The organism is Pseudomonas sp. (assembly GCF_049653025.1).
Lineage (GTDB): Bacteria > Pseudomonadota > Gammaproteobacteria > Pseudomonadales > Pseudomonadaceae > Aquipseudomonas.
In genome coordinates this window covers 24,494-47,928 of the sequence record NZ_JBASFM010000017.1, presented here as the reverse complement: position 1 = coordinate 47,928, position 23,435 = coordinate 24,494, and the positions used below count along the sequence as shown (strand labels likewise).

General features: G+C 59.3%; 17 protein-coding genes and 3 tRNA genes. 11 read left to right on the top strand and 9 right to left on the bottom strand.

The window, feature by feature from the left end; translation table 11 throughout:
* Positions 1-52: 52 nt before the first annotated feature.
* Complete coding sequence (gene folD, locus WBK23_RS14225; protein WP_424484586.1) at positions 53-907, bottom strand: bifunctional methylenetetrahydrofolate dehydrogenase/methenyltetrahydrofolate cyclohydrolase FolD; 855 nt, start codon at positions 905-907, stop codon at positions 53-55.
* Between the two features lie 270 nt (positions 908-1,177).
* Here folD and WBK23_RS14220 point away from each other — a divergent pair.
* The 9 genes from WBK23_RS14220 to WBK23_RS14180 all read left to right on the top strand — a co-directional run bounded on the left by WBK23_RS14220 (position 1,178) and on the right by WBK23_RS14180 (position 10,062).
* Positions 1,178-1,254 (top strand) — tRNA-Arg (locus WBK23_RS14220).
* Between the two features lie 34 nt (positions 1,255-1,288).
* A tRNA-His gene (locus tag WBK23_RS14215) sits at positions 1,289-1,364 on the top strand.
* Between the two features lie 53 nt (positions 1,365-1,417).
* A tRNA-Leu gene (locus WBK23_RS14210) sits at positions 1,418-1,502 on the top strand.
* A gap of 127 nt (positions 1,503-1,629) precedes the next feature.
* On the top strand, positions 1,630-2,940 hold the full coding sequence (gene tig / locus WBK23_RS14205; protein ID WP_424484585.1) for a trigger factor: 1,311 nt from the start codon (positions 1,630-1,632) through the stop codon (positions 2,938-2,940).
* Between the two features lie 90 nt (positions 2,941-3,030).
* Positions 3,031-3,666 (top strand): ATP-dependent Clp endopeptidase proteolytic subunit ClpP, encoded by a 636-nt coding sequence (gene clpP, locus WBK23_RS14200; protein WP_090241800.1) that lies wholly within the window; start codon positions 3,031-3,033, stop codon positions 3,664-3,666.
* Positions 3,667-3,777: 111 nt separating this feature from the next.
* Entirely contained in the window at positions 3,778-5,058 is a 1,281-nt protein-coding gene (clpX, locus tag WBK23_RS14195) for an ATP-dependent Clp protease ATP-binding subunit ClpX (protein ID WP_424484584.1), read from the top strand.
* Between the two features lie 149 nt (positions 5,059-5,207).
* A complete protein-coding gene (gene lon, locus WBK23_RS14190; protein ID WP_424484583.1) occupies positions 5,208-7,601 on the top strand; it encodes an endopeptidase La in 2,394 nt (797 codons plus the stop codon).
* A 137-nt stretch (positions 7,602-7,738) separates the two neighbouring features.
* Complete coding sequence (gene hupB / locus WBK23_RS14185) at positions 7,739-8,011, top strand: nucleoid-associated protein HU-beta (RefSeq protein ID WP_010490206.1); 273 nt, start codon at positions 7,739-7,741, stop codon at positions 8,009-8,011.
* A gap of 173 nt (positions 8,012-8,184) precedes the next feature.
* The gene (locus WBK23_RS14180; protein ID WP_424484582.1) at positions 8,185-10,062 is read left to right on the top strand and encodes a SurA N-terminal domain-containing protein; all 1,878 of its coding nucleotides are present in this window, start codon (positions 8,185-8,187) and stop codon (positions 10,060-10,062) included.
* 141 nt (positions 10,063-10,203) lie between these two features.
* On the opposite strand, the gene fabI is transcribed toward WBK23_RS14180, so the two are convergent.
* The 6 genes from fabI to WBK23_RS14150 form a co-directional block, all read right to left on the bottom strand.
* The gene (gene fabI, locus WBK23_RS14175) at positions 10,204-10,998 is read right to left on the bottom strand and encodes an enoyl-ACP reductase FabI (RefSeq protein ID WP_274086671.1); all 795 of its coding nucleotides are present in this window, start codon (positions 10,996-10,998) and stop codon (positions 10,204-10,206) included.
* A 174-nt stretch (positions 10,999-11,172) separates the two neighbouring features.
* Entirely contained in the window at positions 11,173-12,780 is a 1,608-nt protein-coding gene (locus WBK23_RS14170; RefSeq protein ID WP_424484581.1) for an ABC transporter ATP-binding protein, read from the bottom strand.
* Position 12,781: 1 nt separating this feature from the next.
* Positions 12,782-13,801 carry an ABC transporter permease gene (locus WBK23_RS14165; RefSeq protein WP_424484580.1) on the bottom strand — a complete coding sequence of 340 codons (1,020 nt, stop codon included), beginning with the start codon at positions 13,799-13,801 and terminating at the stop codon, positions 12,782-12,784.
* Between the two features lies 1 nt (position 13,802).
* The gene (locus WBK23_RS14160; RefSeq protein ID WP_424484579.1) at positions 13,803-14,876 is read right to left on the bottom strand and encodes a microcin C ABC transporter permease YejB; all 1,074 of its coding nucleotides are present in this window, start codon (positions 14,874-14,876) and stop codon (positions 13,803-13,805) included.
* Between the two features lies 1 nt (position 14,877).
* Positions 14,878-16,719: an extracellular solute-binding protein gene (locus WBK23_RS14155; RefSeq protein ID WP_424484578.1), complete on the bottom strand. Its 1,842-nt coding sequence runs from the start codon at positions 16,717-16,719 to the stop codon at positions 14,878-14,880.
* Entirely contained in the window at positions 16,716-18,545 is a 1,830-nt protein-coding gene (locus tag WBK23_RS14150) for an extracellular solute-binding protein (RefSeq protein ID WP_424484774.1), read from the bottom strand. Before WBK23_RS14150 ends, WBK23_RS14155 begins: the two co-directional genes overlap by 4 nt.
* Positions 18,546-18,691: 146 nt before the next feature.
* Here WBK23_RS14150 and WBK23_RS14145 point away from each other — a divergent pair, with 146 nt between their 5' ends.
* Complete coding sequence (locus WBK23_RS14145; RefSeq protein ID WP_424484577.1) at positions 18,692-20,137, top strand: HDOD domain-containing protein; 1,446 nt, start codon at positions 18,692-18,694, stop codon at positions 20,135-20,137.
* Here WBK23_RS14145 and WBK23_RS14140 read toward each other — a convergent pair whose 3' ends face one another.
* Both WBK23_RS14140 and gloB read right to left on the bottom strand, forming a co-directional pair.
* Positions 20,138-21,706, bottom strand: a complete 1,569-nt coding sequence (locus WBK23_RS14140) for a LysM peptidoglycan-binding domain-containing protein (protein ID WP_424484576.1) — start codon at positions 21,704-21,706, stop codon at positions 20,138-20,140.
* A 98-nt stretch (positions 21,707-21,804) separates the two neighbouring features.
* A complete protein-coding gene (gene gloB, locus WBK23_RS14135; RefSeq protein ID WP_424484773.1) occupies positions 21,805-22,578 on the bottom strand; it encodes a hydroxyacylglutathione hydrolase in 774 nt (257 codons plus the stop codon).
* Between the two features lie 74 nt (positions 22,579-22,652).
* Between gloB and WBK23_RS14130 the strand changes: the two genes are divergently transcribed.
* Complete coding sequence (locus WBK23_RS14130; protein ID WP_424484575.1) at positions 22,653-23,432, top strand: methyltransferase domain-containing protein; 780 nt, start codon at positions 22,653-22,655, stop codon at positions 23,430-23,432.
* Positions 23,433-23,435 lie beyond the last annotated feature (3 nt).

Sequence of the window (23,435 nt, the reverse complement as noted above, 5' to 3'; positions counted from 1 at the left end):
AGTAACCAGAACGGCACCCGAAGGTGCCGTTTTGCATGCGCTAAGCCGGCATTCAGTTATGCAGGTGCTCGGCCGCGTGCAGGGTGTTTTCCAGCAGGCAGGCGCGGGTCATCGGGCCAACGCCGCCGGGCACCGGGGTGATCCAGCCGGCGCGGGGCAGGGCGGTTTCATAGACCACGTCGCCGATCAGCTTGCCATCGGCCTGACGATTGATGCCGACATCAATCACGATCGCCCCTGGTTTGATCCATTCGCCGTGCACCAGGCCAGGCTTGCCGGCTGCGACCACGACGATATCGGCCTGGCCAACATGCATCGGCAGGTCTTTGGTGAAGCGGTGGGTAACGGTGACGGTGCAGCCAGCCAGCAGCAGTTCCATGGCCATCGGTCGGCCGACGATATTCGAGGCGCCCACCACGACCGCGTGCATGCCGTACAGGTCGGTACCGGTGCTTTGCAGCAAGGTCATGATGCCTTTCGGCGTGCAGGGGCGCAGCAGTGGCATGCGCTGGGCCAGGCGGCCGATGTTGTACGGGTGAAAACCGTCGACGTCTTTGTCCGGGCGAATCCGCTCAAGCAGCAAGGAGGCATCGAGGTGTTCAGGCAGCGGCAGCTGTACGAGAATGCCGTCGATGCTCGACTCGTCATTCAGTCGGTCGATCAGCGCCATCAAATCGGTTTGACTGGTGTCCGCCGGCAGATCGTAGGCCTGCGATACAAAGCCAACTTCTTCACAGTCTTTGCGCTTGTGCGAAACATAGACCTGGGAAGCCGGGTCGCTGCCAACCAGAATGACAGCCAGGCCAGGTGCGCGTAGGCCTTGCTGATGCCTTTCGGCGACACGTTTGGCGATCTGCTGGCGGAGGCTGGCGGCAATCGCTTTGCCGTCGATCAGTTGTGCGATCATTGCGCTTGGTTAACCATAAAGAAGGATGGAAAAAGGACGCGCATTCTCGCATGACCATGCTGTGGGGCAAAGGCGCACGCCACGGTTTTCGCGTAACTCCTTTAAATGGCTGAATTTTTTTAACTTTTCCTGTTGACGACCTGGAACCGGCTCTATAACATTCGCCCCGCTTGTCGAGCACAGCCAGTCGCTGGGTAAGACGGCAAAGGTAGAAGCTGCAAAGTTTTTTCCGAAGCCGAAAGCTTTAAGTCTGCATCTGCAGATGGATAGGCGCCCGTAGCTCAGCTGGATAGAGCATCCGCCTTCTAAGCGGATGGTCGCAGGTTCGAGTCCTGCCGGGCGTGCCATTTGGCGGTCTTGGCTCAAGCAAAATGCAATATGGTGGGCGTAGCTCAGTTGGTAGAGCACAGGATTGTGACTCCTGTTGTCGTGGGTTCGATCCCCATCGTCCACCCCATATTCCAAAACGCCAGGTTAATTCCTGGCGTTTTTGTATAAAAGCTTTACCACGCGGACGTGGTGGAATTGGTAGACACACTGGATTTAGGTTCCAGCGCCGCAAGGCGTGAGAGTTCGAGTCTCTCCGTCCGCACCATCTTTTAGCTCCCTCCCGTTTGCCGCCTGCATCTAGGGTGACTTCTGCAAATCGACCCTCTAGAATGCATGCCCTTGATTAGGGGCCGGCAAGCGGCCGGCTTATGTCTGTGCAACGAGGATTATCCATGCAAGTTTCTGTTGAAAGTACTTCTGCTCTCGAGCGCCGTATGACCGTTGGCGTCTCTGTTGAGCGCATCGAGACTGAAGTCAACAAGCGTCTGCAGCAGACTGCCCGTCGCGCCAAGGTTCCTGGTTTCCGTCCTGGCAAAGTGCCAATGAGCGTGATCCGTCAGCGTTATGAAGATGCTGCGCGTCAGGAAGCGCTGGGTGACCTGATTCAATCCACTTTCTACGAAGCCGTTGTTGAGCAGAAGCTCAATCCAGCTGGCGCTCCGGCCGTTGAGCCGAAGTCGTTCGAGAAAGGCAAGGATCTGGAATACGTTGCGACCTTCGAAGTCTTCCCGGAATTCACCGTTGCTGGCTTCGATTCGATCGCCATCGAGCGCCTGCAGGCTGACGTAGCTGACGCCGACGTCGACAACATGCTGGAAATCCTGCGCAAGCAGAATACCCGTTTCGCCGCCGTTGAGCGCGCTGCTGAAACTGGCGACCAGCTGAACATCGATTTCGTTGGCAAGATCGACGGCGAAGCCTTCGCTGGCGGTTCGGCCAAAGGCACTCAGCTGGTTCTCGGCTCTGGCCGTATGATCCCTGGCTTTGAAGATGCCCTGGTCGGTGCCAAGGCGGGTGAAGAGCGTGTAATCAACCCGACTTTCCCGGCTGATTACCAGAATCTTGATCTGGCTGGCAAAACTGCCGAGTTCAGCGTCACCGTCAACAGCATCTCCGCACCTCAGTTGCCTGAGCTGAATGACGACTTCTTCGCCCTGTTCGGCGTGAAAGAAGGCGGCATGGAAGGCTTCCGCGCTGAAGTGCGTAAGAACATGGAGCGCGAACTGCGCCAGGCCATCAAGTCCAAGGTCAAGAATCAGGTAATGGACGGTCTGCTGGCTGCCAATCCGATCGAAGTGCCGAAGGCGCTGATCAGCAACGAAGTGAACCGTCTGCGCGTGCAGGCTGTTCAGCAGTTCGGTGGCAACCTCAAGCCTGAGCAGCTGCCAGCTGAGCTGTTCGAAGAGCAAGCCAAGCGTCGCGTTGTCCTGGGTCTGGTTGTGGCTGAAGTGGTCAAGCAGTGCGAGCTGAAGCCGGACGATGCCCGCGTTCGCGAAATGATTCAGGAAATGGCTTCGGCTTACCAAGAGCCTGAGCAAGTTGTGGCCTGGTACTACAAAAACGACCAGCAAATGAACGAAGTGCGTTCGGTTGTGCTGGAAGAGCAAGTTGTAGATACTGTTTTGCAGAAGGCCAACGTGACCGATAAAGCGGTCTCGTACGAAGAAGCTGTCAAGCCGGTAGAAGCACCACAAGCCGCCTGATTTCTTTACCTCGTTCGAACACGCCATAAGCCAGCCTCCGCGCTGGCTTATGCGTATTTGTGACATGACTATTTAGGGAGCGAGTGCAGCATGTCCCGCAATCCTTTTATGCAGCAAATGCCCGATATCCAAGCCGCTGGCGGTCTGGTTCCTATGGTTGTCGAGCAGTCGGCCCGTGGTGAGCGCGCCTACGACATCTATTCGCGCCTGCTCAAGGAGCGAGTGATCTTTCTTGTCGGCCCTGTAGAGGACTACATGGCCAACTTGATCTGTGCGCAACTGCTGTTCCTTGAAGCGGAAAATCCGGACAAGGACATCCATCTTTACATCAACTCCCCAGGCGGCTCGGTGACGGCGGGTATGTCGATCTACGACACCATGCAGTTCATCAAGCCTAACGTGTCCACCACCTGTATTGGTCAGGCATGCAGCATGGGCGCATTCCTGCTCACCGCTGGCGCTGAGGGCAAGCGTTACTGCCTGCCGAACTCGCGCGTGATGATTCACCAGCCACTGGGCGGTTTCCAGGGTCAGGCGTCGGACATCGAAATCCACGCCAAGGAAATCCTCTTCATCCGCGAACGTCTTAACACGCTGATGGCCAAGCACAGCGGGCACACTCTGGAAGAAATCGAGCGCGATACCAATCGTGATAACTTCATGAGCGCCGAAGCCGCTCGTGAATACGGGTTGATCGACGCAGTGATTGAAAAACGCCCCGCTTAATATAAGCAGCTCAAAATAGGGCTGGTCGGCGTGTCCGGCCGCCGGCGGGCTTGAAAACGCCCGCATTTGCCCTCATCTTGTGTTTCAAGCCTACCGGATTGGATTGAACGAATGACTGACACCCGCAACGGCGAGGACAACGGCAAGCTGCTTTATTGCTCCTTCTGCGGCAAAAGCCAGCATGAAGTGCGCAAATTGATTGCCGGCCCCTCGGTCTTTATCTGCGACGAGTGCGTCGACCTGTGCAACGACATCATCCGCGAGGAGGTGCAGGAAGCCCAGGCCGAGAGCAGTGCGCACAAGCTGCCCGCACCCAAGGAAATCAGCACCATCCTCGATCAGTATGTGATCGGCCAGGAGCGTGCGAAGAAGGTTTTGGCGGTAGCGGTGTACAACCACTACAAGCGCCTCAATCAGCGCGACAAGAAAGATGATGTCGAGTTGGGTAAAAGCAACATCCTGCTGATTGGTCCGACTGGCTCGGGTAAAACCCTGCTGGCCGAAACCCTGGCACGCTTGCTTAACGTACCGTTCACCATCGCCGATGCCACCACCCTGACCGAAGCCGGTTATGTCGGTGAGGACGTCGAGAACATCATTCAGAAGCTGCTGCAGAAGTGTGATTACGATGTCGAGAAGGCCCAGATGGGCATCGTCTACATCGACGAAATCGACAAGATCTCGCGCAAATCGGATAACCCGTCGATTACCCGCGACGTATCGGGCGAGGGCGTGCAGCAGGCACTGCTCAAGCTGATCGAGGGTACGGTTGCTTCGGTTCCGCCGCAGGGCGGTCGCAAGCACCCGCAGCAGGAATTCCTGCAGGTCGATACGCGCAACATCCTGTTTATCTGTGGTGGTGCGTTCTCCGGTCTGGAAAAAGTCATCCAAGGCCGTTCGACCAAAGGTGGAATCGGTTTCAACGCCGAGGTTCGCAGCAAGGAAGAGGGCAAAAAAGTTGGCGAGTCACTGCGTGCCGTCGAGCCTGATGATCTGGTCAAGTTTGGTCTGATTCCTGAGTTCGTGGGCCGCTTGCCGGTTATCGCAACCCTGGATGAGCTTGATGAAGCGGCTTTGGTGCAGATTCTGACCGAGCCGAAAAACGCCCTGACCAAGCAATACGCCAAGCTGTTCGAGATGGAGGGGGTTGAGCTGGAGTTCCGCCCGGATGCCCTCAAGTCTGTGGCTCACAAGGCCTTGGAACGCAAAACCGGTGCCCGCGGCCTGCGTTCGATTCTCGAAGGTGTCCTGCTCGATACCATGTACGAAATTCCATCGCAGTCCGACGTCAGCAAGGTGGTCGTCGATGAAAGCGTCATCGAAGGCACCTCCAAGCCTCTGCTGATTTACGAGAACAGCGAGCTACCAGCCAAGGCTGCGCCTGACGCGTAATCAGTTCGTAACATGTTGAAAGCAAGGGGCCTGCGGGCCCCTTTTCTTTTGCTGTGCCAGTGCTTGTTTTTTGTTGGGGCTGCCCCCATCTTAGGGTCAAGGGTCATCCCATCTGTTTACGGCCGTATGGCCGCCGTAGAGCCGAAATCATGAAGACAACCATCGAATTGCCTCTCCTGCCGTTGCGCGATGTTGTGGTCTATCCGCATATGGTCATCCCGCTGTTTGTCGGGCGTGAAAAGTCCATCGAGGCCCTCGAGGCAGCGATGACCGGTGAGAAGCAGATTCTGCTGCTCGCGCAGAAAAATCCGGCGGACGACGATCCAGACGAAACCGGCCTTTACCGCGTGGGTACTGTCGCCACCGTCCTGCAATTGCTGAAACTGCCCGACGGCACGGTCAAGGTGCTGGTCGAAGGTGAGCAGCGCGGTGAGATCGAGCGTTTTATCGAAGTCGATGGCCACTGCCGAGCGGAAGTGCAGCTGATCGATGAGGTCGAGGCCGCCGAGCGTGAGTCCGAAGTATTCACCCGCAGCCTGCTCAGCCAGTTCGAGCAGTATGTGCAGCTGGGCAAGAAAGTCCCCGCCGAAGTACTGGCTTCGCTCAATGGCATCGATGAGCCGGGTCGCCTGGTCGACACCATGGCCGCACACATGGTGCTGAAGATCGAGCAGAAGCAGGAAATCCTGGAAATCACCGATCTTTCCACCCGAGTCGAGCATGTCTTGGCCTTGCTGGATGCCGAGATCGACCTGCTGCAGGTCGAGAAGCGCATTCGGGGGCGGGTCAAGAAGCAGATGGAGCGCAGCCAGCGCGAGTACTACCTGAATGAGCAGATGAAGGCCATTCAGAAGGAGCTCGGCGACAGCGAGGAGGGCCACAACGAACTCGATGAGCTGAAAAAGCGCATCGAAAATGCTGGCCTGACCACTGAAGCCCACACCAAGGCCAATGCCGAGCTGAACAAGCTCAAGCAGATGTCGCCGATGTCGGCCGAAGCCACTGTGGTGCGTTCTTATATCGATTGGCTGGTCAACGTGCCATGGAAAGCGCAGAGCAAGGTGCGCCTGGATCTGGCGCGCGCCGAAGCGATTCTGGATGCCGACCACTATGGGCTGGATGAGGTCAAGGAACGCATCCTTGAATACCTCGCCGTGCAAAAACGTGTGAAGAAAATCAAGGGTCCTGTGCTCTGTCTGGTCGGCCCGCCTGGGGTGGGTAAAACCTCCCTGGCCGAATCGATTGCCAGTGCCACCAACCGCAAGTTCGTGCGTATGGCTCTGGGTGGCGTGCGTGACGAGGCCGAGATCCGTGGGCATCGTCGCACCTACATCGGTTCGATGCCGGGTCGCCTGATTCAGAAGATGACCAAGGTTGGGGTGCGCAACCCGCTGTTCCTGCTCGATGAAATCGACAAGATGGGCCAGGACATGCGCGGCGACCCGGCTTCGGCGCTGCTGGAAGTGCTCGATCCCGAGCAGAATCACAACTTCAACGACCATTACCTGGAAGTCGATTACGACCTTTCCGATGTGATGTTCCTCTGCACGGCCAACTCGATGAACATTCCGGGCCCGTTGCTGGACCGTATGGAAGTGATTCGTCTACCGGGTTATACCGAAGCCGAGAAGATCAATATCGCGATCAAGTACCTGGCACCCAAGCAGGTGCAGGCCAATGGCCTGAAGAAAACCGAGTTGATGTTCGAGGATGCCGCGATCCGCGACATCATTCGTTACTACACCCGTGAAGCCGGTGTGCGTGGCCTGGAGCGGCAGATTGCCAAGGTCTGCCGCAAGGTGGTCAAGGAGCACTCAACCGAGAAGCGCTTCCAGGTCACTGTTACGGCCGATTCGCTCGAGCATTTCCTCGGTGTGCGTAAGCACCGCTACGGTTTGGCCGAGCAACAGGATCAAATTGGTCAGGTCACCGGTCTTGCCTGGACCCAGGTCGGCGGCGAGCTGCTGACCATCGAAGCGGTGGTGGTGCCTGGCAAGGGTCAGCTGATCAAAACCGGTTCGCTCGGTGATGTGATGCTGGAGTCGATCACTGCTGCGCAGACCGTGGTGCGCAGTCGCGCCAAGAGCCTGGGCGTGCCTGTGGACTTCTATGAGAAGCAGGACATTCATATCCATATGCCGGAAGGTGCGACGCCTAAAGATGGCCCCAGCGCGGGCGTTGGCATGTGTACGGCGCTGGTTTCAGCCCTGACGCAGATTCCTGTGCGTGCGGACGTGGCAATGACCGGTGAAATCACCCTGCGTGGCCAGGTATTGGCAATTGGTGGTCTGAAAGAAAAACTGCTGGCCGCTCACCGTGGTGGAATCAAGACCGTGATCATTCCGGAAGAGAATGTGCGCGATTTGAAAGAGATTCCGGAGAATATTAAGCAAGACCTGCAGATTAAACCGGTTAAATGGATTGACGAGGTCCTGCAAATTGCGCTGCAATACGCCCCGGAGCCCTTGCCTGATGCGGCTCCCATGGTTGCAAAGGATGAAAAACGCGAGACTGATTCCAAGGAGCGAATTAGCACGCATTAGCCGGAGGGGTTTCTTGACACATTTTTAGAGCCCTTGTTATAAAGCGGCTCTTATCGTGTCAGCAGGCTCTCCAGCACCAGCTTCGCTTACATTTAAAAGCAAGAAATAAACTCAACAGAAATTAAGGGGACTTAAGAGTGAACAAGTCGGAACTGATCGATGCCATCGCTGCATCTGCTGATATCCCAAAAGCTGTTGCCGGCCGTGCGCTGGATGCAGTGATTGAATCCGTTACTGGTGCTCTGAAGGCTGGTGACTCCGTTGTACTGGTTGGCTTCGGCACTTTCGCTGTTAAAGAGCGTGCTGCTCGCACCGGCCGTAATCCACAGACTGGTAACCCGATCAGCATCGCTGCTGCCAAGATTCCAGGCTTCAAAGCCGGTAAAGCTCTGAAAGACGCTGTCAACTAAGCCTCTTTCTGGGTTTACCCAGCAGATCAGTTGAATGGCTGATCTGTCAGCGGGGCGGGTTCGATACGCTTCGCCAGTTACGAGAAGGCGCATCCACTGATGCGCCTTTCTTCTATCCGGATTTTACCCACACTGCGCGACTGCTTTTTTTGTACAGTCGTTCTGGGGGACGCATGCTGCAGAATATTAGGGACAATTCACAGGGTTGGATTGCCAAAACCATTATCGGCCTTATCGTCGCGCTGATGGCGCTGACCGGTGTCGATGCCATTTTTACCAGCACCAGCAACAGTCAAAATGCCGCTGAAGTGAATGGCGAAGAAATCACCACCGCAGAGCTGAGCCAGGCCGTTGAAATGCAGCGCCGGCAGTTGCTACAGCAGTTGGGTCAGGATTTCGATGCTTCCTTGCTGGATGAAAAGCTGCTGCGTGAAGCGGCACTGAATGGCTTGGTCGAACGTACGTTGCTGCTTGATAGCGCTAAAGACGCCAAGTTCGCCTTTTCTCAGCAAGCACTCGATCAGCTTATTCTGAAGACTCCCGAGTTTTTGGTGGATGGCCAGTTCAGCGCCGAGCGCTTCGATCAGGTGATTCGCCAGCTGGGTTACACCCGCCTGCAATTCCGTCAGATGCTTGAGCAGGAAATGCTGATCGGTCAGTTGCGTGCCGGCTTGGCCAATAGCGGGTTTGTGACCGACGCCCAGGTCAAGGCTTTTGCCGCACTGGAAAAACAGACCCGCGACTTCGCCACCATGACCCTCAAGGCGGACATCAACTCCGTTACCCTGAGCGAGGATGACATCAAGGCCTATTACGATGCGCAGGCCGCTGAGTTCATGAGCCCTGAGCAAGTCGTGCTGGAGTATGTCGAGCTGAAGAAAGACGCGTTCTTTGATCAGGTCGAAGTCAGCAAGGAAGAGCTGCAGAGCGCGTATCAGAACGAAATCGGCAACCTCGCCGAACAGCGTCGCGCCGCGCATATTCTGGTTGAAGTCAGCGATAAGCTGAACGACGAGCAGGCCAAAGCCAAGCTGGTCGAGGTGCAAAAGCGCCTGGAGCAGGGCGAAGACTTTGCCGCATTGGCCAAAGAGTTCTCCGATGACTCGGGTTCCGCCGGTGAAGGTGGTGATCTCGGCTTTGCTGGCCCTGGCGTGTATGACCCAGCCTTTGAAACAGCGCTCTACGCGCTGACTGAAAATGCGGTGTCGGCTCCAGTGCGCAGCGAGTTCGGTTGGCACCTGATCAAGCTGCTGGGCGTGCAGGCTCCGGAAGTACCGAGCTTTGCCAGCCTGGAAGAAAAGCTGCAACGTGACCTCAAGGCACGTCAGGTCGAGCAGCGTTTTGTCGAAGTTTCCAAGAACCTCGAAGATGCTGCTTTCGAAGCGTCTGACCTGAGCCAACCGGCTCAAGAGCTTGGCTTGCAAGTCAAGGTCACTGAAGCGTTCGGACGTCAAGGCGGCGCTGCCGGCCTGTCGGCCAACCGCCAGGTAATCCAGGCTGCGTTCAGTGACGAAGTGCTGGAAGACGGCAGCAACAGCAGCGTGATCGAGCTTGATCCGAATACTGTGGTGGTGGTGCGGGTTAAACAGCACAACAAGCCAGAGCAGCTGCCGCTCGAACAGGTTGCTGACAGCATTCGTGCCCAGCTGACCAAGGTTCGCGCCACCGAAGCAGTTAAAGCCAAGGGTGAAGAGCAGCTGGCCGCACTGCGCTCCGGGCAAACGCCGGTTGCCCAGGCGGATGCCAAGCAGACCTGGCAGGTCGTTGAAGCGGCTACGCGTAGTCAGGAAGGAGTTGATCCAGCGGTATTGCAGGCTTTGTTCCGCATGCCCAAGCCCGCTGATGCCGACAAGCCGAACTTTTCCGGGCTGAGCCTGAGCAATGGCGACTTCGTGATTGTGCGCTTGAATGGCGTAAGCCAGCCCGAGCAAGCACTGTCGGACGAAGACAAGGCCATGTACAGCCGTTTCCTCGCTTCGCGCGTGGGCCAGCAGGACTTCGACGCGTTCCGTAAGCAGCTGCAAGCCCAGGCCGATATCGAGCGTTTCTGATCGGCAGCGCTGAATGAAGAATGGCTGGGAGCCATTTTAAACGTCGCATAGCGACGGCCCGAAGGGTGACTGCCATGGATGGCAAAGCATAAAAAAGGCCGCTTAGTTAAGCGGCCTTTTTTATTGCTGCGATTTAACGACTTACTCTTCCATGGCACCCATGGCGGTGGTGTTGAAACCGCCATCGACGTACATGATCTCGCCGCTGACGCCTGACGCCAGGTCGGAGCAGAGGAAGGCACCGGCGTTGCCGACTTCATCGATGGTCACGTTGCGGCGTAGTGGAGTCTGCTTCTCGTTGGCGGCGAGCATCTTGCGGAAGCTCTTGATCCCCGAGGCCGCGAGGGTGCGGATCGGCCCAGCCGAGATGGCGTTAACGCGAGTGCCTTCCGGGCCGAGGCTACCGGCCAGGTAACGCACGCCAGCTTCCAGGCTGGCCTTGGCCATGCCCATGACGTTGTAGTTGGGCATGGTGCGCTCGGCACCCAGGTAGGACAGGGTCAGCAGGCTGCCATTGCGGCCTTTCATCATCTCGCGGCCGGCTTTGGCCAGGGCGACGAAGCTGTAGGCGCTGATGTCGTGAGCGATGCGGAAACCTTCACGGGTGGTGACGTCGGTGAAGTCACCGTCCAGTTGGTCGCCAGGGGCGAAACCAACGGAGTGGACGATGCAATCCAGACCATCCCACTTCTTACTCAGGGCTTCGAATACCGAGGCAATTTCCTCGTCGTTAGCCACGTCGCAAGGGAAGCACAGGTCAGCGTTCGAGCCCCAATCAGCGGCAAAACCTTCGACGCGGCCTTTGAGTTTTTCGTTCTGGTAGGTGAACGCCAGTTCGGCACCTTCACGGTGCATGGCTGCCGCGATGCCGGAGGCGATGGACAGTTTGCTGGCGACGCCAACGATCAGTACGCGCTTGCCGCTTAGAAAACCCATGGGTGTTTTTCCTCTTCCTGTCTACAAGGATTGGCAGGCAGTTGAAAAACTACCTGCGTTGCCATCACTGCGTTAAAAACAGGCGAAAAATGCTCATTTACAGCGCGTAAACTCCGCTTTTCCGCCTGTTTTTGCCTTGCGCTGGCGGCCTCGCCAACGCTTTTCAATAGCCTGTTAATCAGCTGGGGCCATAAAGGCCGCTTCCAGCAACTGCTGTGTATAGATGTCCTGTGGCGCGGCAAAGACACGTGCGGCCGGGCCTTGTTCGACCACCTTGCCTTGTTTGACCACCATTACCTGGTGGCTGAGGGCTTTGACCACGGCCAGGTCGTGGCTGATAAACAGGTAGGTCAGGTTGTACTTGGCCTGCAATGACCTTAGCAACTCCACCACCTGGCGCTGCACGGTGCGGTCGAGGGCCGAGGTGGGCTCATCCAGCAGGATCAGCGCCGGTTTCAACACCAGTGCGCGGGCAATGGCGATGCGCTGGCGTTGGCCACCGGAGAACTCATGCGGGTAGCGATGACGTGTTTCCGGATCCAGCCCGACCTCGACCAGTGCGGCGATAATTGCCTGTTCCTGCTCGGCCTCGCTGCCCATGCGGTGAATCTGCAAACCTTCGCCGACGATCTGGCCCACCGACATGCGCGGACTGAGGCTGCCGAACGGGTCCTGGAAGACCACCTGCATCTGCCGACGTAGCGGCCGCACTTCATGCTGCGATAGACCATTCAAAGCCTGGCCCTGAAAACGAATGCCACCCTGACTGCCGAGCAGACGCAGAATCGCCAGGCCCAGGGTGGATTTGCCCGAGCCGCTTTCACCGACGATGCCCAGGGTATGGCCCTGGGGCAGGCTGAAGTTGATCCCATCCACCGCCTTTACATGGTCGACGGTGCGGCGCAGCAGGCCTTTTTTGATCGGGAACCAGACGCGTAGGTCATCGACTTCCAGCAAGGGTTCGCCGGGCGGTTGATCGACCGGGCCGCCGCTGGGTTCGGCACCCAGCAGTTCGCGGGTGTAGGGGTGCTGCGGCGCATGGAACAGTGTTTTGCAGTCGGCTTGTTCAACGATATGCCCGTGCTGCATCACGCAGACCCGGTGAGCAATCCGCCGCACCAGATTGAGGTCGTGGCTGATCAGCAGGATGGCCATGCCCAGGCGCGCTTGCAGGTCCTTGAGCAGCTCGAGGATCTTCAGCTGCACGGTGACGTCCAGCGCGGTGGTCGGTTCGTCGGCGATCAGCAGCTCCGGCTCGTTGGCCAGGGCCATGGCGATCACTACGCGTTGGCGTTGACCGCCTGACAGTTCATGCGGATAGGCCTTGAGGCGTTTGTGCGGTTCGGGGATGCCGACCAGCTCCAGCAGCTCCAGGGTGCGTGCGGTGGCGGCTTGGCCGCGCAGGCCTTTGTGCAGGGCCAGCACCTCGTTGATCTGCTTCTCGATGCTGTGCAGCGGGTTCAGCGAGGTCATGGGCTCCTGGAAGACCATGGCGATGCGGTTACCGCGAATACCACGTAGCTTGTTTTCGCTGAGCTTGAGCAGGTCTTGTCCGGCGTAGTGAATGCTGCCGCTGGGGTGCTGGGCTAGCGGGTAGGGCAGTAGACGCAGGATCGAGTGCGCGGTGACCGATTTGCCCGAGCCGCTTTCGCCGACCAGGGCCAGGGTTTCACCGCGCTTGATATCGAAGCTGACGCCTTCGAGCACGCGTTGCTTGAGGCTGCCGCTGACAAATTCGACCGCCAGATCACGGACTTCGATGAGGGTGCTGGATTCGCTCATATTATTTCCTCGGGTCGAAGGCATCGCGTGCCGCTTCGCCGATAAACACCAGCAAACTCAGCATCAGGGCGAGCACGGCGAAGGCGCTGATGCCCAGCCAGGGCGCTTGCAGATTGGATTTACCTTGCGCCACCAGCTCACCCAACGAGGGCGCGCCGGGCGGCAGGCCGAAGCCGAGGAAGTCCAGAGCGGTGAGGGTGCCAATCGCGCCGGTGAGGATGAACGGCATAAAGGTCATGGTCGAGATCATGGCGTTGGGCAGAATGTGCTGGAACATGATCGCGCCGTTCTGCATGCCCAGCGCCCGTGCGGCGCGCACGTATTCCAGGTTGCGCCCGCGGAGGAACTCGGCACGCACCACATCCACCAGGCTCATCCAGGAAAACAGCAGCATGATGCCCAGCAGCCACCAGAAGTTCGGCTGTACGAAGCTGGCCAGGATGATCAGCAGGTAGAGCACCGGCAGGCCGGACCAGATCTCCAGAAAGCGCTGTCCGGCCAGATCGACCCAGCCGCCATAGAAACCCTGCAGGGCCCCGGCAAACACGCCGATCACCGAACTCGCGAGGGTCAGGATCAGGGCGAACAGCACGGAAATGCGGAAGCCATAAATCACCCGCGCCAGTACATCGCGGCCCTGGTCATCAGTGCCCAGCCAGTTCTCTGCAGAAGGCGGAGCCGGGGCGGGCACTTGCAGGTCGTAGTTGATGCTGGAGTAGCTGAACGGTATCGGCGGCCAGATCATCCAACCTTGCTTGGCTTCGATCAGCTCGCGGATATACGGGCTCTTGTAGTTGGCCTGCAGCGGGAATTCGCCGCCAAAGGTGGTTTCCGGGTAGCGCTTGAAGACCGGGAAATACAGCTCGTTGTCGTAGCTCACCACCAGCGGCTTGTCGTTGGCGATCAGATCGGCACCCAGGGTGACGAAGAACAGCGCGAGGAAGATCCACAGGGACCACCAGCCGCGCTTGTGCGCCTTGAATAGCTTGAACCGGCGTTGATTGATCGGGGACAGTTTCATCTCAACTCTCCCGGCTTTCGAAGTCGATGCGCGGATCGACCAGGGTGTAGGTTATGTCGCCGATCAATTTCACCACCAAGCCCAGCAGCGTAAAGATAAACAGGGTGCCGAAGACCACCGGATAATCGCGGTTGATCGCCGCCTCGAAACTCATCAGGCCCAGGCCATCGAGGGAGAAGATCACCTCGATCAGCAAGGAGCCGGTAAAGAAGATGCCGATAAAGGCGGCCGGAAAGCCGGCGATGATGATCAGCATGGCGTTGCGGAACACATGGCCATACAACACACGGGTATTGCTCAGGCCCTTGGCGCGGGCGGTGACCACGTATTGCTTGTTGATCTCATCGAGAAAGCTGTTCTTGGTCAGCAGCGTCAGGGTGGCGAAGTTACCGATCACCAGGGCTGTCACGGGCAGCGCCAGGTGCCAGAAGTAGTCGAGCAGTTTGCCGGTAAAACTCAGTTCGTCGAAGTTGTTCGAGGTCAGCCCACGCAGCGGGAACCAGTCCCAGTAACTGCCGCCTGCAAACAGCACGATCAGCAGGATGGCGAACAGGAACGCCGGAATCGCATAGCCGACGATGATCATCGAGCTGGTCCAAACGTCGAAGGCGCTGCCGTGGCGGGTGGCTTTGGCGATGCCCAGCGGGATCGACACCAGGTACATGATCAGGGTGCTCCACAGCCCCAGCGAGATCGACACCGGCATCTTCTCGATAATCAGGTCGATCACTTCGGCATCGCGGAAGAAGCTGGAGCCAAAATCCAGTTGCGCGTAGCTCTTGAGCATCAGCCAGAAGCGCTCCGGGGCCGATTTGTCGAAGCCATACATGCGCTCGATTTCCGCCACCAGCTCCGGATCGAGGCCTTGGGCACCGCGGTAGTTGGAGCCTGCCACGGATACCTCGGCACCGCCGCCGGCGATCCGGCTGGTCGCGCCGTCGAAGCCTTCGAGCTTGGCGATCATCTGCTCGACCGGGCCGCCTGGCGCGGCCTGGATGATGATGAAGTTGATCAGCAGAATGCCGAACAGCGTGGGGATGATCAGTAAGAGGCGACGGAAGATATACGCCAGCATCTTATTGCTCCGTGCTCAAAGGGGCTGCCGCGGCTGCCGCTTCCGGTGATTGCTCACGAACCCACCAGGTGTGCAGGCCGATGTCGTATTGCGGGGTGACCTTGGGATGCTCGAAGCGGTTCCAGTAGGCCACGCGCCAGGTCTTGATATGCCAGTTGGGTACTACGTAATGGCCCCACAGCAGCACGCGGTCGAGGGCGCGGGTGTGGGTGATCAGGTTCTGGCGCGAGTCGGCATTGATCAGGCCATCGACCAGCTTGTCCACTGCCGGGTCTTTCAGACCAATAAAGTTGCGGCTGCCAGGGTTGTCGGCGCTGCTGGAGTGCCAGTATTCACGCTGTTCGTTACCCGGCGAATTGGATTGGCCGAAACCGCTGACGATCAGGTCGTAATCGCGCGAGCGCAGGCGGTTGATGTACTGCGAGACATCGACGCGGCGAATCACCAGTTCGATACCCAGGTCTGCCAGGTTGCGCTTGAACGGCAGCAGGATGCGTTCGAACTCGGTCTGCGCCAGCAGGAACTCGAAACTCACCGGTTTGCCGGTGCTGTCGAGCATCTTGTCGCCATCGATACGCCAACCGGCTTCCTGCAGCAGTTGGTAAGCGCGGCGCTGCTGCTCGCGAATAATGCCGCTGCCGTCGGTGACCGAGGGCTGGTATTCGCTGGTGAACACCTGCGGCGGGATCTGTGCGCGCAGCGGTTCCAGCAGCTTCAGTTCGGCGGCGGACGGCAAGCCGCTGGCGGCCAGTTCGGAATTGTCGAAGTAACTGCGGGTGCGGGTGTAGGCGCCGTTGAACAGCTGCCGATTGGCCCATTCGAAATCAAACAGCAGCCCCAGCGCTTCGCGTACGCGGCGATCGCTAAACAGCGGTCGGCGGGCATTGAAGATAAAGCCCTGCATGCCGGTTGGGTTGTGGTTGGCGATCTCTTCCTTGATCAACTGGCCGTTGGCTACGGCCTCGGTGTTGTAGGCTGTGGCCCAGTTCTTTGCGCTGACTTCCAGCCAGTAGTCGAACTGCCCGGCCTTGAGCGCCTCCAGCGCCACGGTGTTGTCACGGTAGTAGTCGGTCTGCAGGGTGTCGAAGTTGTAGAAACCACGGTTGACCGGCAGGTCCTTGCCCCACCAGTCCTTGACCCGCTCATAGCGGATCGAGCGGCCGGCCTGCACATCGGCCACTTTGTAGGGGCCGCTGCCCAGGGGTATTTCCAGATTGCCCTTGGCGAAATCACGGCTGGCCCACCAATGCTTTGGCAGCACCGGCAATTGGCCGATGATCAGCGGCAGCTCGCGGTTACCGGCCTGTTTGAAGATGAAGCGCACGGTGCGCGGCCCTTCGATTTCGACGCTGGCGACATCGGTGTAGTAGCCGCGGTACATCGGCGCGCCTTTGCTCATCAGGGTATCGAAGCTGAATTTGACGTCCTCGGCGGTCACCGGCTGGCCGTCATGGAAGCGCGCCTCAGGGCGTAGGTAGAAGCGTACCCAGGCGTTATCCGGGGCCTTCTCGATTTTCGCGGCGAGCAGGCCGTACACGCTAAAGGGTTCGTCCAGGCCTTGGCGGGTCAGGGTGTCGTAGATCAGGCCGATATCGTCGGCAGGCACGCCCTTGTTGATAAAGGGGTTGAGGCTGTCGAAGCCGCCAAAGCCAGCCTGGCGCAGGATGCCGCCCTTGGGCGCATCCGGGTTGACGTAGTCGAAGTGTTTGAAATTGGCCGGGTATTTGGGCGGTTCGTCATACAGCGTTTGCGCATGCTTGGGGCTGGCTAGCGCGAGGCCGGCGAGGCTGAGCAGGGCGATGCTGCTGCCGTGGACGAAAAAGGCGCGCAATGCACGGGTCATTCAACGTTCTCCAAGGATTTCAGCCACCAGGTCCGCAGCCCGAGGGTGTAAGGCGGCGTGGCGACGAAGGCAAATCGGTTGCGATAGGCCAGGCGGTGATAGTCGATATACCAATTGGGAATGCTGTAGTGCTGCCACAGCAGCACACGGTCGAGGGCGCGGGTGGCGGCGATCTGCTCGTCGCGGGTCTGCGCCGTCAGGAGTTTTTCGATCAGGTTGTCGACCACTGGATGGGTCACACCGGCGTAGTTCCTGCCGCCTTTGACCTTGGCCTGGGACGAGTGGAAATACAGCGATTGCTCGAGGCCCGGACTCAGGGTTTGCGGGAGGGTCAGCAAAATCATGTCGAAGTCGTATTGATCGAGACGCTGCTTGTATTGCGCGCGGTCGATAGTGCGCAGATTGGCCTGAATGCCAATGCTGGCGAGGTTCTCGGTAAAGGGCTGGAGAATGCGCTCAAGGTTCGGGTTGACCAGCAGGATTTCAAACTTCAGCGGCTCGCCTTTGGCGTTTTGCAGCTGTTGTCCGGCGGGCTTCCAGCCGGCTTCAGCCAATAGACCCAGGGCGCGGCGCAAGGTTTCCCGCGGAATGCCACGGCCATCGGTCTGCGGCACGGCGAAGGGCTCGCTGAACAGGCGCGGCTGTAGCTGTTTGCGGTACGGCGAGAGCAGCAGCCACTCGGCCCCTTCCGGCTTGCCGGTAGCGGAGAACTCACTGTTGGGGTAATAGCTCTTGGCGCGGGTGTAGGAGCTGTTGAACAGCGCGCGGTTGGCCCATTCGAAGTCGAACATCAGGCCCAGGGCTTCACGCACGTTGCGCTCGGCAAACACGGCGCGGCGGGTGTTCATGAACAGTGCCTGGGTTTGGGTCGGGATTTTGTGCGGGATTTCCGCCCGGACCACCTCGCCACGGCTCAGCGCCGGAAAGCGGTAGGCGCTGGCCCAGTTCTTCGCCTGTTGCTCGATATAGATGTCGAACTCACCGGCCTTGAACGCCTCGAAGGCGACGTGGCTGTCGCGGTAGAACTCCACGTCCACCCGGTCAAAGTTGTATTTGCCGCGGTTGACCGGGAGCTTTTCGCCCCACCAGTCCTTGACCCGCTCGAAGCTCAGGCTGCGTCCGGGGCTGACCTGGGTGATACGGTAGGGGCCGCTGCCCAGGGGCGGCTCATAGGTGGTGGCTTTGAAATCGCGGTCTTTCCAGTAGTGCTGGGGCAGTACCGGCAACTCGCCGAGGCGCAGAAGCAGCAGTGAATTGCCGCCGCGCTTGAACACGAAGCGAATGCTGTGGCGATTGAGGATATCGACCCGTTTTACTTCCTGCAGATTGGTGCGGTACTGCGGATGCCCGTCCTTGAGCAACAGTCGGTAGGAAAATGCCACGTCGTAGGCGGTAATCGGCTTGCCATCATGAAAGCGTGCCTCGGGTCGCAGGTTGAACACCACCCAGCTGCGATCATCGCTGTATTGCACCGATTGGGCGATCAAACCGTAGCTGGAGGCCGGTTCGTCGCCGGAGGGGTCGAAGGCCCCGGTGCCGACCATCAGCGGCGCGTTCAGCTCGTTGACTCCGTATTGCAGGAAGTTGGCCGTGCTGATCGGGCTGCTGCCCTTGAATGTGTAGGGGTTGAGTGTGTCGAACGTACCGTTGGCCATCATCCGCAGCGTGCCGCCTTTGGGCGCTTCCGGGTTGACCCAGGTGAAGTGGGTGAAGCTGGCGGGGTACTTCAGTTCGCCAAATTGGGCATAACCGTGGCTTTCATAACGAGTAGCCCAGGCGGATGAGGCGATGGTCAGGCAGAGGAACAGCGAGAGGAGGGGACGTATCAAGTGAAATATCCGATCCGTGGCATCTGGTGGGCTGCTGGTCAGGCACATTAACAGCTTGTATCGGCAGGAAAAAGGGTAGGATCGCCGGCGAGCAATAGCGGCACTTTGACTACACTGCATTTACTAATCGCGAGGGTATTAACTTGGCTACAGCGTGCCATGGTCTGCAGTCATGGATTGACCGTTTCAACCAAGCCGAGCTCCCCGCTCTGGCTACGGTGGTGCAGGACTTACACCGACTGACCCTGGGTGATAAATCCTCGGTGCAACAATTGGCCGATGTGTTGCTGCGCGACGCGGCGTTGACCACCAAGGTGCTGCGCATCGGCAATAGCGTGTATTACAACCCCTCCCAGGAGACCATTCGCACCATTTCTCGAGCCATCGTGTTGATCGGCTTCGATAACGTGCGCCAGATCGGCCTGTCGGTCAGTCTGATCGACGGCCTGCTGGCGCGCAGCTCCCGCGATCAGTTGGCGGAATTGCTGGCACGCTCGTTCCACGCTGCCGTGCAGGCGCGCAATATCGCCGGCTATGTGCTGACCAAGAATGATGAAGTGGTGTTTATCGCCGCCTTGCTGCACAACGTTGGCGAGCTGGCGTTCTGGGGCTGTGCCGGTGATGACGCCGATGAGCTGGCCAGTGCTTTGGCCCAGCCTGGGGCGGATGAAGATGAAGTGGTCATGCGGGTGCTGGGCACCAGCTTCCGCCAGCTGAGTCAGGCCCTGGTGAAAAGCTGGAACCTGGGCGACACCATCAGCCTGGCGCATCAGTCGACCAGCCAGAATGACCCAGCGGTGAAAGCGGTGACGCTGGGCGCGAAGATCAGCCAGGCGGCGCTGGATGGCTGGGATACGCCGGCCATGGAAGCGCTGGTTGGACAGTTGGCCAGTTTTATCGGGGTGACCCCGCAGGAAGCCATGCAGCAGGTGCTGGCCAGTGCCGAGGAAACGGTGAAGATGGCGGCCACCTTCGGGGCCAGCCAGTTGTGCAAGCTGATCCCCAATACCGATCCGGAACAGATCCGCATGCAGCAGGAGCAGCGTAAGGCGCGTCTGTTGCAGCCCAACCTGCTGGTTTTGCAGCAGGCCCTGCAGGACCTTGGGCTGATGGTTTCGCGTCGCGGTGATCTTGGCCAGGTGCTCGATACCCTGTTCAAGGGCCTGCATCAGGGCGCAGGGCTGGAGCGCATCATGCTGGTGGTGCTGGCCGACGGGCAGAGCTGCTTTCGCGCCAAGCGGGTGATCGGCGAAGGCACCGAGAGCTGGGCCAGCGATTTTGTCCTGCCGGTAGAGCAGCGCGAGCAGCAGCATATTTTCAGTTATGCGCTGCGCAACAAGGAGGCGTTGTGGATGGGCGTTCCGGCCAGCTACAACCTCAATGAGCTGGTGACCCAGCCCATTCGCCAGCGCCTGGGGCAGGGCATGTTCTTTATCGCGCCACTGCTGGCCGGTACGCGTGAGATTGGTCTGGTGTATGCCGACAGTCGGGTGTCGGGGCGGGCCTTGAAGCACGAGCAGTTTGTCGCGTTTCAGCGGTTTACCCAGCTGACCGGGCGCTGCCTGGAGGCGATGAGCAAAAAGGCCTGATCAGTTGACGCTGTACAGGGTCAGCGTCTGTCCTGGCTTGAGGGCCCTGCCGGCCCTTGGGTTCCAGGTTTGCAAGCTCTTCATTGGCACATTGAAGCGCTTGGCGATCAGGTACAGCGAGTCGCCCTGGCGCACCTTGTAATAGGTCGCACTCTTGCGCGGTGCGCTGCCACTGCCGCCAGTGCTGGACTGGCCCGCCTGCAAGCTCAGCACCTGACCGACCCGCAGGCTCTTGCCGGAGAGCTTGTTCCAGCGCTGCACATCCTTGACTGCAACCTTGTGGCTCTTGGCAATCTGCCAGAGGTTGTCGCCGCTTTTCACCCGGTAGGTGCGTGTTGGCTCTACGTGCGCAACCGCGCGTTGAAACAGCGGTTCGCGCGCTTGCACGCCAGGCTGGGTGGGGATGCTGAGCAGTTGGCCGGTACGTAGGCTGTTGCCTTTAAGCTTGTTGATGTCTTTCAGGGTGGCCACCGTCAGTTGGTGGCGGTTGGCAATGCTGTGCAGGCTGTCGCCGGAGCGCACCCGGTATTGTTGCCAGCTCACCTGTTCCTGAGGCTTCATCAGCGACAGGTTGGCGGTCAGCAGGTCGGCCTTGTCGGTCGGCACCAGCAGGTGTTGCGGGCCGTCCAGGGTCACGCCTTTCTTGAACGCAGGGTTGAGCAGGTACAGCTCGCTTTCATCCAGGTCGGCCATGGCCGCGACGCGCGCGAGGTCCATGCGCTGCTTGAATTCGACTTTCTCGAAGTATGGCTCGTTGGCGATCGGGCTGAGGCTGACGCCATAGGCCTGTGGCGTCATCACCACTTGTGCCAAGGCCAGCAGCTTGGGCACATAGTTCTGGGTTTCGCTGGGCAGCGAGAGGTTCCAGTAATCGGTTGGCAGTCCGAGTTTTTGGTTGCGCTCGATCGCCCGGCTAACCCGGCCTTCACCGGCGTTGTAGGCGGCGAGGGCGAGCAGCCAGTCGCCGTTGAACATTTCCTTGAGGCGCGTCAGGTAGCTGATCGCGGCGTCGGTCGAGGCCATCACATCACGGCGGCCGTCATACCAGTTGGTTTGGCGCAGGTTGAAGTTGCGCCCGGTCGAGGGGATGAACTGCCACAGGCCAACCGCGTTGGCGGGGGAGTAGGCCAGCGGGTTGTAGGAGCTTTCGATCATCGGCAGCAGGGCCAGCTCCGTCGGCATATTGCGCTGTTCCAGGCGCTCGACGATAAAGTGGATATAGGGGCTGCTGCGTTCGCCGGCCTTTTCGATAAACGAAGGGTTGCTGACAAACCACAGGCGCTGCCGCTCGATACGCGGGTTGAGGGTGATGTTGTCTTGCAGCTGATAGCCGTTGCGCACCCGCTCCCAGATGTCCTTGGGCTCTTCGGCGGCAGGCTGAATGCTGCTGGTGAGCCATTCCGGCTCTTGCTCGAGGCCGACCGCGCGGTCGGTGTCGCGGCCATCGTCGGCGCGCTTGTCACTGATGCTCTGGCAGCCTGCCAGGGTTACGCACATGATCACCACCAGCGTCTGAGCGCTATGTGCCAATGCCTTTAAATTCAAGGGTTTGCGTGGTGATAGAGGCATTGGCGGCGGTGTGCGTTCCAGCGAAAAGGTCGGGCGATTCTAGGAACCAGCATGCGCCTGGTCAAGTTTTAACCAATCTTTTGTGTGGTCGTCGAGCTTTAGAAGCTGTCTTTCCAGGCCCGCAGGGCCGCGAATGCCTCGATGTTAGAGCGCTCTTTAATGCCGTCACGCGCTGCGAGTGTGGTGCTGACCGCCGCCTGTGCGCTGCGCAGGAAGGGATTGGTGGCGCGCTCCAGGCCAATCGACGACGGCAGGCTGATCTGCCCGGCCGCGCGCCACTGGCTGACTTGCTCCAGGCGCTGGGCGATCTGTGTGTTGAGCGGTTCAACGGTCGTGGCAAACCGCAGGTTGCTCAGGGTGTATTCGTGGGTGCAGTACACCTGGGTCTGTTCCGGTAGCGCGGCCAGGCGGCTGAGCGAGGCATGCATCTGCTGCGGCGTGCCTTCGAACAGGCGGCCGCAGCCGCCGGCGAACAGCGTGTCACCGCAGAACAGCCAGTGCTGGTCAGCCTGGTGATAGGCGATATGCCCCAGGGTGTGGCCGGGCACTTCGATAACCTGAAAGTCGTGCCCGAGTACCGTGACTCGATCGCTTTCGCCGAGCGCCAGGTCGCGCCTTGGAATCTTCTCGTTGGCCGGTCCCAGCACGCGTGCGCCGCTGCTTGCTTTCAGCTGTTCGATACCGCCGACATGGTCGAAATGGTGATGAGTGATCAGGATGTCGCTCAGTTGCCAACCCGGGTTGGCCGTCAGCCAGGCTTCGACCGGGGCCGCGTCACCGGGGTCGACCACCGCACAACGGCGTTGCTCGGGATCTTGCAGTAGCCATATATAGTTGTCGGAGAATGCAGGCAGTGCGTCGATTTTTATCATGAGCAGGTCGCTAAGCAGGGCACAAAGGTGCATCTTAGGTCTCATTGGCGGTGCTGACTACTTAGGCGATCCTTATGTCCGATCACCCGTTTGCCCATGCCGACAGTGACTGGCTGAGCCTGATTGGCGCGGCGCGCACCTGGTTCAATGGTCCGCTCGGGCAGTTGCTGCTGGAGCAGGAGCGGCAGTTGCTGGAGGACGAACTGGCGCGTTTCTTTGGCGGCTATCTGGTGCATTACGGCCCGACTGCAACCACGTTGCCCGATGCCGTGCAGATTCAGCGCAGCGTACGCTTGGGCGCGCCCTTTAGTGGGGTGGAGATCGTCTGCGAAGAGCAATCCTGGCCGCTGACCGAACACGCCGCCGATGTGGTGCTGTTGCAGCATGGCCTGGATTTCAGCCTGTCGCCCCATGGCCTGCTACGTGAGGCCGCGCGCAGTGTACGGCCGGGCGGCCATCTGCTGATTGTCGGGGTCAACCCGATGAGTGCCTGGGGTATGCGCCATCTGTTCACCCGTGATGCCTTGCACCAGGCGCGCTGCATTGCGCCCAGTCGGGTCAGCGACTGGTTGCACCTACTGGGCTTTGCGCTGGAGAAACGCCGCTTCGGGTGCTATCGTCCGCCGCTTTCTTCGCCGGCCTGGCAGGCGCGATTGGCTTCACTGGAGCGCTTAGGTGCGGCCTGGCAGCCTCCCGGCGGCGGTTTTTACGTGCTGGTGGCGCGCAAGCTGGTGGTGGGGCTGCGGCCATTACGCCAACCCAACCGGCAGACGGTTGGCAAGTTGATCCCCATGCCTGTGGCCAAAGTCAGCCGGCGCGAAACGCCGGATGAACAGCATCGGCCGATAAATTGAGCG